13 protein-coding genes and 1 tRNA gene are annotated in these 13,793 nt (G+C 64.7%); 6 read left to right on the plus strand and 8 right to left on the minus strand.

The window, feature by feature from the left end; genetic code table 11:
• Position 1 precedes the first annotated feature (1 nt).
• Both ACQKI2_RS03155 and ACQKI2_RS03160 read right to left on the minus strand, forming a co-directional pair.
• Positions 2-442, minus strand: a complete 441-nt coding sequence (locus tag ACQKI2_RS03155; RefSeq protein WP_427378277.1) for a hypothetical protein — start codon at positions 440-442, stop codon at positions 2-4.
• Entirely contained in the window at positions 439-924 is a 486-nt protein-coding gene (locus ACQKI2_RS03160) for an MmcB family DNA repair protein (protein WP_427378278.1), read from the minus strand. Before ACQKI2_RS03160 ends, ACQKI2_RS03155 begins: the two co-directional genes overlap by 4 nt.
• A gap of 188 nt (positions 925-1,112) precedes the next feature.
• On the opposite strand from ACQKI2_RS03160, the gene ACQKI2_RS03165 reads away from it, so the two are divergent.
• On the plus strand, positions 1,113-2,000 hold the full coding sequence (locus ACQKI2_RS03165) for an RNA polymerase factor sigma-32 (RefSeq protein ID WP_427378279.1): 888 nt from the start codon (positions 1,113-1,115) through the stop codon (positions 1,998-2,000).
• Positions 2,001-2,004: 4 nt separating this feature from the next.
• On the opposite strand, the gene ACQKI2_RS03170 is transcribed toward ACQKI2_RS03165, so the two are convergent.
• Positions 2,005-2,796 (minus strand): thermonuclease family protein, encoded by a 792-nt coding sequence (locus ACQKI2_RS03170; RefSeq protein ID WP_427378280.1) that lies wholly within the window; start codon positions 2,794-2,796, stop codon positions 2,005-2,007.
• A gap of 109 nt (positions 2,797-2,905) precedes the next feature.
• Between ACQKI2_RS03170 and ACQKI2_RS03175 the strand changes: the two genes are divergently transcribed.
• The 3 genes from ACQKI2_RS03175 (at position 2,906) to ACQKI2_RS03185 (ending at position 6,296) form a co-directional block, all read left to right on the plus strand.
• Complete coding sequence (locus tag ACQKI2_RS03175) at positions 2,906-4,198, plus strand: cystathionine gamma-synthase family protein (RefSeq protein ID WP_427378281.1); 1,293 nt, start codon at positions 2,906-2,908, stop codon at positions 4,196-4,198.
• Positions 4,199-4,253: 55 nt separating this feature from the next.
• Positions 4,254-4,330 (plus strand) — tRNA-Arg (locus ACQKI2_RS03180).
• Between the two features lie 1,063 nt (positions 4,331-5,393).
• Complete coding sequence (locus ACQKI2_RS03185; protein ID WP_427378282.1) at positions 5,394-6,296, plus strand: metallophosphoesterase family protein; 903 nt, start codon at positions 5,394-5,396, stop codon at positions 6,294-6,296.
• Between the two features lie 12 nt (positions 6,297-6,308).
• On the opposite strand, the gene ACQKI2_RS03190 is transcribed toward ACQKI2_RS03185, so the two are convergent.
• Genes ACQKI2_RS03190 through ACQKI2_RS03200 form a run of 3 tightly spaced genes read right to left on the minus strand, consistent with a single transcriptional unit; the run spans position 6,309 to position 8,182 of the window.
• A complete protein-coding gene (locus ACQKI2_RS03190) occupies positions 6,309-6,782 on the minus strand; it encodes a VOC family protein (protein WP_035601029.1) in 474 nt (157 codons plus the stop codon).
• Positions 6,779-7,237, minus strand: coding sequence for a hypothetical protein (locus tag ACQKI2_RS03195; RefSeq protein ID WP_427378283.1), 459 nt, complete (start codon positions 7,235-7,237; stop codon positions 6,779-6,781). Before ACQKI2_RS03195 ends, ACQKI2_RS03190 begins: the two co-directional genes overlap by 4 nt.
• 60 nt (positions 7,238-7,297) lie before the next feature.
• Complete coding sequence (locus ACQKI2_RS03200) at positions 7,298-8,182, minus strand: methylated-DNA--[protein]-cysteine S-methyltransferase (protein WP_427378284.1); 885 nt, start codon at positions 8,180-8,182, stop codon at positions 7,298-7,300.
• Between the two features lie 150 nt (positions 8,183-8,332).
• Here ACQKI2_RS03200 and ACQKI2_RS03205 point away from each other — a divergent pair, with 150 nt between their 5' ends.
• A complete protein-coding gene (locus ACQKI2_RS03205; protein WP_427378285.1) occupies positions 8,333-9,280 on the plus strand; it encodes a glutathione S-transferase in 948 nt (315 codons plus the stop codon).
• A gap of 66 nt (positions 9,281-9,346) precedes the next feature.
• Positions 9,347-10,309, plus strand: a complete 963-nt coding sequence (locus ACQKI2_RS03210) for a cyclase family protein (protein ID WP_427378286.1) — start codon at positions 9,347-9,349, stop codon at positions 10,307-10,309.
• Between the two features lie 4 nt (positions 10,310-10,313).
• Here ACQKI2_RS03210 and ACQKI2_RS03215 read toward each other — a convergent pair whose 3' ends face one another.
• Together ACQKI2_RS03215 and ACQKI2_RS03220 are read right to left on the minus strand one after the other, a co-directional pair.
• Positions 10,314-11,141, minus strand: a complete 828-nt coding sequence (locus tag ACQKI2_RS03215; RefSeq protein WP_427378287.1) for an alpha/beta fold hydrolase — start codon at positions 11,139-11,141, stop codon at positions 10,314-10,316.
• Positions 11,142-11,276: 135 nt separating this feature from the next.
• Positions 11,277-13,760 (minus strand): TonB-dependent receptor plug domain-containing protein, encoded by a 2,484-nt coding sequence (locus tag ACQKI2_RS03220; protein WP_427378288.1) that lies wholly within the window; start codon positions 13,758-13,760, stop codon positions 11,277-11,279.
• Positions 13,761-13,793 lie beyond the last annotated feature (33 nt).

The following is a 13,793-nucleotide window of genomic DNA, read 5'->3' on the forward strand; positions in this document are numbered from 1 at the left end:
ATCAGCCCTTCAGATTCTTGCTGAACAGGTCCAGCTGATTGGGATCGGCTGGCTTGGGGCGGCGGGTCTTGGTGCGGCCGCGGCGGAAATAGAGGTCGTCGGTGTGATCTTCTTCCGCCGGTGGCGGCGGGGAGGGCTCGAAGGCGCGCTTCTCCGCCGGGCGGACATCGCTAGGGTCCACCAGCTTCCACCAATTCACCGCCACGACGGTGTGGCCGGAGGTATCTTCATAGCGCTGCAGATGGCCGGCCGGGCCATCGGCGCCGATAGCCTTGAACAGAGCATCGGCTTCGGCCTCGGCCAGGTGCAGCCAGCTGGTCTCCAGCCCCTCCAGTGCGAGCCCTCTGGCCAGGACCATTGCTTCCCGCCGGCTGCGCGCAGTGGGCGCGCCAGGCTTCAGGGCATCTTCAAGGGAGCGGGCAACGGGATAGGCAAGGCTCATGACACGGGCGAGGTAAGCGTGTCCTCGCCCGGCGTCCAGCCCGTATCAGCGGCGCTGGTCAGCCGGGCAGCGGCCAGACGGGCAAAGCGCAGGGTCACCGCCTTGCGCCGGGCCGGCACAAGGCGGGTTTCCGGTGCTTCCCGGATTACCGCCCCATAGAAGGCATCGGCAATGATCAGGCCGGTGTCGGGCGGGATCAGCTCCTGGGGGAAGTCTGCGCCAACCGCGAAGGTCAGCCGGTCGCAATACTCCATATACTCCCGCCATTTGGCGTCGGATTTGAAGTCCTGAACGCTGGATTTGATCTCGATCATCCAGATATCCCCGGCCGGGCCAATCGCGGCGATATCGGCCCGGCGATTGTTGGCCAGGGTCATCTCCGTGACGCCGTAATAGCCCAGCTGCGCCATCAGCCGCAGCGTGCCGCGGCAGATTTCGGCGGCGCGGCGCAGGGGCAGCTCTTCATTGGAGGTATCGGCCATGGCGGCGCGTTCCGGTATTGTTCCTTTTTGGGCACCCTATGCCCGGCAGGGTTTTGCCGTCAAGCGGAGGTGGCCGCAGGCCTGCTTGGGCGGAATGGGCGAAAATCAAGGCCCGCCAGTGATCCAGCCGGTAATGCGGGACGTAGAGGCCGGGGAGAGAAGCATATCCGGCCTGCAGGAGGTTTCGCGTGCCAAATGCATATTCATCGACAAGCCCGGCGGACCGGCAGTTCGTGAAGACGGCGATGAAAGCACCGTTGCTCGATCCGGCGCATGAAGCTGCGCTCGCCCGGCGCTGGCGCGAAGGGGCAGACGAGGCTGCGCTGCATGAGCTGACCACGGCCTATATGCGCCTCGTCATCTCCATGGCCGCGAAGTTTCGCCATTACGGCCTGCCGATGGCCGATCTGGTATCGGAGGGCAATGTCGGCCTGATGCAGGCAGCGGCCCGGTTTGAACCCGAGCGCGAAGTGCGCTTCTCCACCTATGCCAGCTGGTGGATCCGGTCTTCCATTCAGGATTATGTGCTGCGCAACTGGTCTATCGTCCGCACCGGGACGACTTCTGCGCAGAAATCCTTGTTCTTCAACCTGCGCCGGCTACGGGCGCGTATCTCCGATCTTGGCGACGGGACGATGACGGCCGAGAACCGCCAATGGGTGGCCAGCCATCTGGGCGTGCCGCTGCGGGATGTGGAGACAATGTCCGCCCGCCTTTCGGGATCAGACCGCTCTCTCAATGCGCCCCTGACGATGGACGGGGACGCGCAGTGGCAGGACATGATCGCCGATGAAAGTCTGCCGCCGGAAGAGGCCGTGATGCGCAGCCGCGACACAGAGCGCCGGCATGGCTGGATCGATGAGGCCATGAAGACGCTGACGCCGCGCGAGACCTACATCATCACGCGCCGGCGCCTCTCGGATGAGCCGATGACGCTTGAGGCGCTGGGCGAGGAGATTGGTGTTTCCAAGGAGCGCGTGCGCCAGATCGAGCATACTGCTCTCCTGAAACTGAAGCGCGCGCTGGAAGAGATTGCGGGCGATCCGGAAACTGCCGGTCTCGTTCCCGACGCCTGACCTGTCAGGGTTCCTCCAGTATTTCCACATTCAGCGGATGAGTGATCTCCATACGGAGGTTGCGGACATACCCTCTTGCGCGGATACGTGTCTCCGGGTCCATCTGGCAAAGCGCGGCGGCGGCGCTCTCTATTTCCAGCACCAGCAGGGAGCGTTCCAGCAGCACGTCGCAGGAAACGCCCCGGAAATCGGAGCCCTGCATGCCGCTGGTGACCGCCTCTACCACCTGGAAGCCCTGGAACGTATCGGGCAGCGAGCCGGCCTCGATAATGGCCCAGAGGCGCGCTTTCCAGAGGCCGGCTTTCGCCTCGCGCGCAGCAACTTCAAGCGGCAGGAGCAGGTCGTTTGCCGCCGCCGTATCAGGATAGACCCGCACCCGCGCGGCGCCGCGTTTCACCATCTCCGCATTCAGCCAGTATTTTGGCCCCAGCGTATCTGTGGTGACGACATGCGCGAGGGCCCGGTCATACCGGTCGCGGGTGAGGCCGCCATAGCGCAGCTCCACCTCACGGCCGAGGGCCAGATCTTCCAGCACCCGTTTGGACTCCTCAAAGCCCGCCTCGCCGTCGCGGCCCCGGCTGGGTCCGGCCGGCGCCTCGATGCCAATCAGGCGAACGCTCTGCCCGGTCGAGAGCACCAGCGCGTCGCCATCGATCACCCGCACGACGCGGCCCCGCTCGCCCACCGCCAGCCCGTCGAGGGGATCAGAGGGCGCGCGGCCGCAAGCGGCCACCATCAGCGCGGCGGCGAAGATCACGAAATTGCGGATCGGCGTCCGTCGCCCTGCCTCGTCCATCGGCCAACTATCACCCGGCAGGCAGGCGGGAGGCAAGTGACTTCGCCTTGCTAAGGCAGACTTCTCGCCGGTAAGCTTTCCCCTACGATAAGTATACGGGAGGAACCCCATGTCAAAGCCCCTGAAGCCCTATCGCAAGCGGGAGATCGCCGGCCACACGCTGAGCCCGGAATCTCTGGTGATGGGATTTGGCTATGACCCTTTCATGTCTGAAGGTTCGATCAAGCCGCCGATCTTCATGACCTCGACCTTCGCCTTCAAATCTGCCCGCGATGGGGAGGCGCTGTTCCGCCGGCTCGCCGGGCGGTGGGAGGAGGGGGACCCGGAGGAGGCCGACCTCATCTACACCCGCTTCAACAATCCCAATATGGAAGTGCTGGAGGACCGGCTGACCCTCTATGATGGCGGGGAGGCGGCGCTGTCCTTTTCGTCCGGCATGTCGGCCATCACCACGGCGCTGTTTGCCTGCGCCGAACCGGGAACCACGATCCTGCATTCCAGCCCGCTTTACGGGGCTTCGGAAGTCTTTGTCCGGAGCTTCATGCCGGGGTGGGGCGTGCAATCGGCCGAGTTTGACGCCTGGTCGACGCAGGAACAGATCCTGGCCACGGCCCGCGAGGCAGTGCGCCGGCATGGCCCCGTCTCCGTGATCTTCACCGAGTCTCCGGCCAATCCCACAAACGCGCTTGTGGACATCGCCGCCTGCGCCCGCGTGGCAGGTATCCTCGAAACGGAGACCGGCCGCCGCCCGATCCTGATGTGCGACAACACCATGATGGGCCCGATCGGCCATAAGCCCCTGAAGCATGGGGCAGACCTGGCGCTCTATTCGCTGACGAAATATGTCGGCGGGCATTCCGATCTCATTGCCGGCGGGATTGTCGGGAATGAGGAGATGCTGACGAAGATCCGCCGTATGCGGAACTATCTCGGAACGATGCTGGACGCTCATACCTGCTGGCTGCTGACGCGGTCTCTGGAGACGGTGCAGCTGCGCATGGAGCGGGCCTTCACCAATGCCAGGGTCTGCGCGGACTATCTGAAGGGTCATGCGAAGGTTTCCCAGGTGATGTATCCGGGCTTCCTGGAGGCGGGCGACCCCCAGAAGCGCGTGTTCGATGAGCAGTGCGAGGCGGCCGGGGCGACCTTTTCCTTCGATGTGAAGGGCGGCAAGGAGGCGGCCTTCCGCCTTCTGGACCATCTGAAGCTGATCAAGCTGGCGGTCAGCCTGGGCGGCACCGAGAGCCTGATGTGCCATCCCGGCTCGACCACGCATTCGGCCGTGCCCGCCGATGTGCGCGCCCGGATCGGCTTTACAGACGGGCTCATCCGCTTTTCGGTGGGTATCGAGGCCCCGGATGACCTTCTGGCTGACCTGCAACAGGCGCTGGAACATGCCTGACCCACGCATTTCCGCTTCAACGCGCCAGCATTTTCGGATAGGGGAGGCATCGGCTGGTCCCGTAGCTCAGCAGGATAGAGCGACAGATTCCTAATCTGTAGGCCGTGCGTTCGAATCGCGCCGGGATCACCATCTTCTTTCATTGCTCGGTGCTGATCCCGGCCTGCGGGCCGGGGCACCTGCGCCTTCGCGTTGCTTGTGAGGGCGTCTGGCCTTGGGCGCTGGTTATGATTCGTCACCCTCGATGGCTGAAGGCCATCGAGGGTGACGAAGGGGCAGGATGTGGGGTCTTGACTCCATACGTCTGTATCCGGACTGGCGGGGCCATCCGGGGTTGGGGTGGTTCGGGTGGCCCTCAAGGTGGAGCCTGCGCGGCGGGCGCCGCGGCGCCCGGATAGAAAAGATGTTTGCGGTGTGGGCACCTCGCCCGCCGCGCACTGCCCCCGGAGTTTCGGGCAGTTTTCGGGATGACTTCGGCGCTGCCAGGCCTTGACCACTTACCCTCACTCTCGTGACCTTGGATAAACACCAAGGCGGGCCAGTCGGGATTCTCTACCGGCTTTTTGGTCCGGCTTGCCTGGATCAACGTCCCTAGAGAAGCGTGGGCCGTAAACTCCCACACTCCCCATCCTCCGGGGCGACCTCCCCCCAAACCGAACGGTACCGGCGCGGCTCCTCAAGGGAAGGATGCGTGTAATGTGGGGGAGGCGGGGACCCGGGCGGATAAGTTTTCTCCGCGCGTGTCATTCCGGACGGCCCGCAGGGCCGGTCCGGGACCTTGGGGAGGATGGCGCAGGAGCGGAGAGAAGGTCCCGGCTCTGCAGCCGCTGCGCGGCCTTGGCCGGGATGACATGGGGGGTGTGAGAGGCACGTACAAATCGCTGCGCGGTCTCTCGGAGGGGGCGGGGCGTGTTGGATAGGGCGCGCGCTTATCCAATGTTGCAGGCCCTCACCTCCCATTGCTCCGCAATGGCCCGCGCCGGGCGTTTGCGGGGCAAACGCGGATCCTCCGCCGCCTCTCCCGCTCGTGGGGGAGCGAAGGGGATTGTCCCTGGGCGGATGGGATTGACACAAAACCGTCATCTTAATTGGCGGCAAATGTCATAAAACCTTCGTCGCGATGGGGCATGGGACGGGTTTGAAGTTTGCCGGGTGGGCCCACTGCCTGCCAGGCCAATCTTTCGGGAGAGAGTTGATGATCCGATTCCGCACGCAGCCCCTGAGGCATCTTCTTGTCGCCGCGCAGATGGCGGCGCTGTCACTGGTGGCCGCCTGCGCGACGCCGGTGCCGGCCGCAGAGGAGGCTGTGGCGCTGCGCTTTGCGGTGCTTGGGGATGCTGAGCCCAAGCCGCTGGCGGAGTTTCCCAATATGGCGGGCGCGGTGGCGGATGTGAACGCGCTGGCGGGCCGTGAGCGGATGGATTTTGTCGTCGGCGTGGGCGATATCGCGCATAAGGGAACGCTGCTGCAGTATGAGGCCGCCACGCCCGTGCTGCAGGCGCTGACGCTGCCTTTCTATCCGATCATGGGGAATGAGGAATACGGCTCGACCGAAGAGCGTTTCCTGGAATTTGCCAATCTCTGGAACGAAGGCAAGGCCACATTCGACAGCCGCCGCTATGTGCAGGATCAGGGGCCGGTTGTAATGGTTTACGCTTCGCCTGATTTCAGCCGGGAGTTCACCGATGAGGGCATCGACTGGATGCTGGGGGCGGTGCAGGCCGCAGCGCCCAAGCCGGTGATGCTGATCGTTCATGGCGCGCAAGTGGGTGTGTACCCGGAAAATGCCGACAAGGGCATCGCCAATCCCCGCTTTGCCGAGGTGGTGGCAGAGCCGAACCTGGCGGCGGTGATCTCCGGCGATCTGCATATGGATATGGACCGCGTGGACCATTCAAAGCAGATCGGCCATGTGCACTATCTGCACATTCCGGCCCTGGAGCGCACCAAGATTCCGGACGAAACCCGCCATACGCCGATGTACCGCGTGTTCACGGTGACCGAAGGCGGCCGGGTTGTCGTTGACACCTATGAGGTGGGCAATCTGCAGCCGCTGGCGCGTCACGCCTACAGCTTTGATCTTCCGGCTGCGGAATAGGCCTCGGGGGCGCTACCAGGCCCCGATATTTGGCGCGCTGGCCCAGGGCTCCTGCGGGGCCAGCGGCTTGCCCTTCTGGAGCAGTTCCACGGAAATGCCGTCGGGCGAGCGGATGAACGTCATGCGGCCATCTCTGGGCGGGCGGCTGATCGTGACGCCAAGATCGGCAAAGCGCTGGGTGGCGGCGTAGATGTCCTCCACCTGATAGGCGAGGTGGCCGAAATTGCGCCCGCCGGAATATTCCTTTTCGTCCCAGTTATGGGTGAGTTCCACCATCGGGATATTGAGCGAGGTGGGCGAGGCGCCTTCGGGCACGCCGCCACCCCGCTCGATGTCTGCCGGGGCGGCGAGGAAGACGAGGGTGAACCGGCCTGCTTCATTGTCGTAGCGGGTCACCTCTGTCAGGCCGAGCCCGTCGCAGAAGAAGCGCTTGGCCGCGTCAATGTCGCCGACGCGGATCATGGTGTGGAGGAATTCAGGGCTCATGAATAAGCGTCCTTCAGATTACGGATGACCTGCCGGAGGTTTGGCGGTGTCAGGGTGTAGTAGCGGCGCAGGGCAGCGGCGAGGAGCAGCACGGTTACTCCCATGAAGGCGAGGAAGGTGCTGAAGGTGTGGATCAGAGTGCCGCGCTCGAAGACCGGGGAGGTGCCTGAGAGCTGCCAGAACGTGTCCCAGATCATGTTGAATACGGCGATCAGCGGGGCGAGGCCGAGGGTCAGCAGCGCGGCGCAGACATAGATATAGGTGGCGGCGCGGGGGCCCTCGGCGCGGAGATAGAGATCGGTGAACTCTTTCTCGTCAATGCCGGGGGGCAACTCACCCGATTGCTGGCGCAGGGCGAGCAGCTGGGGCGCAAATTCCCGCGTCTGTTTCCACCGCCAGCCGAGGTGGGCGCCCCAGGCCAGGATGGCAAAGATCAGAAGAAAGTAGAGCCACATGGGTCAGGTCCGCTTCAGGGCCAGAATTGGGCGCCCGAAGCTGGCTGGCCCCGTTGAGGATCAGGCCAGATGGGCGCGTTCGTATACCAGCATGGCGCGCTTTCGCGCCACACCCCAATGATAGTTATGTAGCCGGCCATCGGCTGCAAGGGCCCGGTGACAGGGGATGAACCAGCTGATCGGGTTGGCGCCGACCGCTGCGCCGACCGCGCGTGAGGCCTTTGGCGCCTCGATGGCGGCGGCCAGGCGCCCATAGGTGCAGGTTTCGCCGGCCGGAATATCCAGCAGCGCGCGCCAGACCTGGCGGCGGAAGGGCGTGCCATAGAGGCAGACGGGCAGGGGGGCGCCATCCTCGAACACGTCGCGCGCCATCCGCTCGGCGGTGGCATCATCCCGGCGGATCGAGGCGGCGGGGTAGCGGCCGGCGAGATTGGCGAAGGCGTCTTCTTCCCGCCGGCCCTGATGCTCAAAGCCGGTGCGGGGGGCGGCGTCCTCGTCAATGAAGCCGAGCGCGATGAGGCCGCGCGGGCCGATCAGCCAGGCGCCCATGCCGAAGGGGGTGGGCGCCTTGCCGAGGATGAGGTCTGCGCCCTTGCCGCCGGCCTTGGCCTCGCCGGGAGTGAGGCCCTCATGAGCAATGAACAGATCGTGCAGGCGGCCGGGGCCGGAGAGGCCAGCCTCAAGGCTTGCGTCCAGTACGCTGGCGCCCTGGCGCAGGAGATCCCCGGCAGCGGCATGGGCAAGGGCGCCCTGGAACTGTTTGGGGCTGATGCCGGCCCAGCGGGTAAACTCGCGCTGGAAGTGATGCGGGGAGAGGCCCATGGCGCGGGCAGCCGCGTCAAGGCCCGGCCAATCCTGCCAGGTATCGCCCAGCCATTCCAGGGCCTTGGCCATCCGGGCATAGGCGCGGGCGCGGTCGTCGAGGGGGGAGAGCGTGTCAGCCATGGCGGAGAGTTTGACGGAGGGGCGGCGGGGGCGCCACCCGATTCTTGCCGATTCCTATCGCCGGGTTAAGGGCGGAATTTACACTTTTCTGTAAACAGGAACGCGCGCAGAGTGCGCCCTAAAAACAGCCTCGGGAGGCAAACGGTTATCATGGCGGACGCCCGCAGCATTATCCTGCACGAATATCCTGCATCGCCTTATGCCGAGAAGGTGCGCCTGACGCTTCGCCTCAAGAACCTGGCCTATGCGCGGGTTGAGCAGCCTTCGATCATGCCCAAGCCCGGCCTGATCCCGCTGACGGGCGGATACCGGCGCATTCCGGTGTTGCAGATCGGCGCGGATATCTATTGCGATACGGCGATCATCTTGCGGGAGCTGGATATCCGCTATCCGATGGTAGCGCTGAAACTGCCGGGCCATGAGGGCCTCTCCCAGATGGTGGCCGGGTGGACGGATGGGCGCTGGTTCCAGTCTTCCGTGGCGGTGATCTTCGGCGAGATCGGGGACAATGTGCCCGAGGCGTTCATCAAGGACCGGGAGCAGCTTTCCGGGCGGCCGTTCAATATTCCGGCGATGCAGGCGGTGGCGCCGATGATGCGCGACCAGTGGCGGGCGCGGCTGATGCTGCTGGAGGAGCGGCTGGCGGGCGCCAAGGGCGCAGGGGGCGGGCTTTACCTGATCGGCGCCAAGCCCGGCTTTGTGGACGTACATGCGTATATGAATGTGTGGTGGATGAAGCAGGCCGTGCCTGCCTTTGCCGACGCCTGTTTCGAGAGCGCGCCGCTGACGCGGGCCTGGTATGACCGGCTGACCGAAGTGGAAGGGCAGACGCCAGAGACGATTACGCCGGCCCAGGCCGTGGCGATCGCCAAGGATGCCGCCCCGCGCCTTGTGGCGGCAACCACGCGCAACGAGCCGCAGGGCTTTGCGCCGGGCGAGCGGGTGGCGGTGGCGCCCGACGATTATGGCCAGGACTGGGTGGAGGGCGAGTTGGTGCATGCTGACAGCCAGCGCGTGATCCTGCAGCGTGTGACCCCGGAAACCGAGACAACGCATGTGCATTTCCCCCGGGCGGGCTTCCTGGTGCGCCGGGCCTGATACGGGTTGCGCAGGCGCGATCCGGCGCTAGGCTTTCTCCCAAAGATTTCATAACGGGAGGAAGCGATGAAGAAGTTCCTGATGGCGTCGGTGCTGTTGGTGGCCGCGTGTGGGCATATGGCGGCGGACGAGGCCGCGCCGGGCGCGCAGGCGGATGCGAAAGAAGTCTGGTATCCCTCCCGCTATGGCGCGGAGGACCGGATCGGGGCGATGAACCTTCTCTCGCCGGAGAAGACGGCCGAGGCGGCCAAGCTGATCACCACGGGCAAGACCTATGCCCTGGGGCAGGTGACCGGGCGCAAGACACCGGCCTATGGCCCGCGCAGCTTCTCCATGACGATCCTTCAGCTGTCGGACGGTTCGGGCACGCCGCTGGGCGAGAACAAGGCTGTTGGCAATGATGATCTCGTCAACACCTATATCGGCATCGGCAGCCAGATAGACGGGCTTGGCCATATGGGCATCGACCATCGCTATTATAACGGTGTTCCGGTGGCGGACTTTGTAACCACCGCCGGCCTCACCCAGTTCGGCACGCATGACCTGCCGCCGATGGCAACGCGGGGCGTGCTGCTGGACATGACCAAGCAGTTTGGCAATCCGGTGCCGGCGGGCACGGCCTTCAACAAGGCGGAGATTGATGCGGCGATGGCCGCTGCGGGCGTTACGATCACGCAGGGGGATGTGGTCCTCTTCCATACCGGCACGATGAAATCGCAGGAAGGCTCTGCAGAGCTTTCTCCGGTGGAGCCGGGCCCCGGAGTGGAGGGCGCGCAATATCTGGCCGATCTGGGCGCGGTGGCGGTGGGGGCCGACACCTGGGCGCTGGAAGTGATCCCGTTCGAGAAGGAAGCCCGGCCGTTTGATGTTCACCTGACACTGCTGGCCAAGAACGGGGTCTACATCCTCGAAAACATGGTGACGCATGAGCTGGCCGAAGACGGCGTGACGGAGTTTTTCTTCACGCTGGGCACGCCGCGCCTGGAAGGCGCGGTGCAGGCGATCATCAATCCGGTGGCCATCCGCTGACGGATTATTCCTTCAGAAAGGCCGTGATCTCGGCGGCGAGAGTTTCCGACATGGCGTCGGCGAGATCATGGCCCCAACCGGGCAGGGCCTTGAACCGGGCGCCGGGAATGCGGCGGGCAATGTCTTCGCCCGCAGCGGGCCGCACCAGCGGATCGTTCGCGCCATGCAGCACGAGCGTGGGGTGGGAGACGGCGCCGAGGCGCTCATGCCAGCGCGGCTGGGCCTGAATGGCCGTGAACTGGCGGATGACGCCGAAGGGCCGGTCTGAGCGGTGGAAGTCTTCAATCGCGGCGCGGCGGATGGTGTCTGCGCTGTTGCGCAGGTGGGGCGCCGAGCCGATGGCGTGCTGGGCTTTTACGGCAATGTCGGCGATGGCCTCGGGGGTGCGCTGCATGGGCACGGCGGTCAGCGCGGCGAGCGCTTCCTGCGTGGGCGGGGGCAGGTTGGGCGCGCCGGAGGAGGTCATCATGGCGACCAGTTTGGAAACCTTGTGGGGATGGTCGAGCGCCATCAGCTGGGCAATCATGCCGCCCATCGACATGCCGACAATATGCGCACGGCCGATCCCGAGAGCCCCGAGCAGACCGGCGGCATCGGCGGCAAGATCGTTCAGGGTGTAGCTGGAAAAGCCGCCCATTTCCTGGGAACGGCCAATATCCCGGTTGTCAAAGCGGATGACGTGAAAACCGGCATCGGCAAGCCCCTGGCGGAAGGCATCGGGCCAGCGTGTCATCTGGAAGGCAAAGCCCATGATCAGGAGGATGGCCGGATCGGCGGGATTTCCCAGCGTGTCATATTCCAGTTCAATGCCGTTGGCGCGAATGCGGGCCATGCTGTCTTCCCCCGAGACTGGTGTGCTGGCGCCGGACAGTAGGGGCGGGCCTGAAGAGATCAAGCGCTGCCCTCAGGGCAATGAAAAACGCCGCCCCGAAGGGCGGCGTTTGTTGGTAAGCGGAAGGATCGCGCCTTAGAACTTCAGGGTGGCTTTCGTGTAGACGAAGCGGCCCGAATAGCCGAAGGGCGAGTAGGTGGAGAAGGGCGTGTTGCCGGTGCTGTTGAGCGCAGCGGGCGCTGCATCCGGATACTCGTCGAAGATGTTATCTGCGCCGAGGGCCAGGGTGACCCGGTCGTTCCAGTTGTAACGGGCTTCCAGGTCCACAACCGTTTTCGGGTCCAGCGTGTAATCGGTTGCTGCCGTGGTGCCCGGAACAAGCACTTCCCCATAGCGGATCGCCCGGAGCGTTGCGGCGAACGGGCCGCGTTCCCAGTCCAGCTGGCCGGTGAACTTGTCCTTCGGCGCGCCTTCTTCGAGCGTCAGCACGTTGACGCGGCCAAAGAGGACGGGTGCCGGATCAAGCGCCGCCAGTTGCGGAACGGCCGGAACTTTCGTCACTTCGGTCTTGTTGAAGTTGGCGCCGAGCGTGCCGCGGAAGGTGCCGATTTCTGTTTCCGGGAAGGCATAGTTGGCGATGATGTCGACGCCCGTGGTTTCGGTATCGACGCCGTTCAGGAAGAAGCGGCCGCCGCCCGAACCGACGAAGCCGAGCCCCTGCAGGTAAGCCTGGACGTTGGTTGCGGTGAGGTTTTCCGACAGCACGATGCGGTCTTCGACATCAATCCGGTAGCCATCGACGGTAAGGTTGAAGGCGCCGGCCCGGAATACGAAGCCGAGGGCATAGTTGACCGATTTTTCAGCGTCGAGCGGGGTTGCGCCCAGAGCCACAGCCACCGGATCGTCCACGGTGAAGGTGGTGATGTCGAAGGGCACGCCGCTGATGAAGTTGGTCGATGTGGTCGTGAAGTATTGCTGCTGGAGCGACGGGGCGCGGAAGCCGTTCTGGATCGAGCCGCGGACCGCGAAGCTTTCGGTCAGATCATAACGGGCGGCCAGCTTGCCGGTGAGGGCTTCGCCGAAGTCCGAATAGGACTCGCCGCGCATGGCGCCGGAGACGAGCAGCTTGTCGGTGACGTTGGCTTCAAGGTCGAGATAGACGCCGACCGCGGTGCGGTCTTCATCGCGCTCGTTTTCCGGGCGGAAGCCGGGGAACACCTGCGCGCCCGATGCCGTCGGAGAGCCGTTCAGCAGCACGCCGCCATTGCGATAGGAGTCGGGCTCGCCGGCAAAGATCTCATAGGTTTCCCGGCGGGCTTCCACACCCCAGGCGACGTTGAGATCGGAGGCAAGGCCGTCCACGGCAAAGCCTTTGACGAAGCCAATGTTGCCAACCAGCTGTGAGCTCTCAAATCCACCGGCATCAAAGGATGTTTTCGATGTAGGCCCGATGGACCGGTTCAGGGTGTCGATGATCTGGAACTCCATCTTGTTGGAGCCATAGCCGAGCGAGGCATCGACATCCCAGCCAGCCCAGTTGAAGCGGGCGCCGCCGAGAGCAGAATAGTCCGTAGTCGTCGGGTTGATCTTGGGCAGGAAGCCGTTCGGATAGATTTCGATGACGTTGCGGGCATCATTGGCGCGGCGGAAGAAGCCGGCGGAGACCGTTTCGCGGTCCTGGAAGCTGCCCCAGCCATAAAGCTCGACGCCATTGGCAAGCGTGTAGCCGGCATTGGCGAAGAAGCTCAGCTGTTCGAGGTCGGGCTCACCGGTCCAGCCATTCCAGCGATTGATGATCGCCTCACCCTCCGGGAACACCGTGGGATATTGCTGGCGGCTGTCATAGCCGGAGCGCTCGGTGTGGTTCTGGTCTTTATATTCACCGGTGATGGTGAGGAAGCCGTCCTCGCCGAGGGTGTAGCCTTTCCAGCCGGCGACGGTCAGCACATGGCCGTCCGAGCGTTCGCGGGTGGCGGTGGTGCCGGGGTTGGGCACGCCGGCAGCGGTGGGGGCGATGACGGGCACGGTGTATTCGGTTTCGCGCCAGCCATAGCTCGCCTGGATCGCGCCGCCGGTATTGGCTTCGCGCAGGCGGACGTTGACCACGCCGGCAATCGCGTCAGAGCCGTAAAGGGCCGAGGCACCGTCGCGCAGAACTTCCACGCCGCCGACAGCCAGCGACGGGATCGTGTTGAGGTCAACCGCCGAAGCGCCGCGGCCGATCGAGCCGTTGACGTTCACGAGGGCGGCCGAGTGACGGCGCTTGCCATTGACGAGTACGAGGGTCTGGTCGGGCGCCAGGCCGCGCAGGGCGGCGGGGCGGACAGAGTCGGTGCCGTCGGTGAGGGCCGGGCGGGGGAAGTTGTAGGAAGGCAGGTTGACAGAGAGCGCCTGGTTAAGCTCGCCGACGCCAATATTCTGGATCGTCTCTGCAGACACCACGTCTACCGCGGAGGCGGTGTCGAGGGCTGAGCGGTTGGCAACGCGGGTACCGACGGTGACGACGGTATCGAGGGTGCGGGCGGATTCGCCTTCCTGCTCCTGCGCCCAGACCGGCGCGGCAGCAGCGGAAAGTGCGAGGACGGCAACGGCCGCCGAAAGAGCTGCTTTGAATTGCATGGGATTGGTCACTCCGTGTGCGTGTGTGCCGGC

The sequence above is a fragment of the Hyphomonas sp. NPDC076881 genome (genome assembly GCF_050269995.1).
GTDB lineage: Bacteria > Pseudomonadota > Alphaproteobacteria > Caulobacterales > Hyphomonadaceae > Hyphomonas.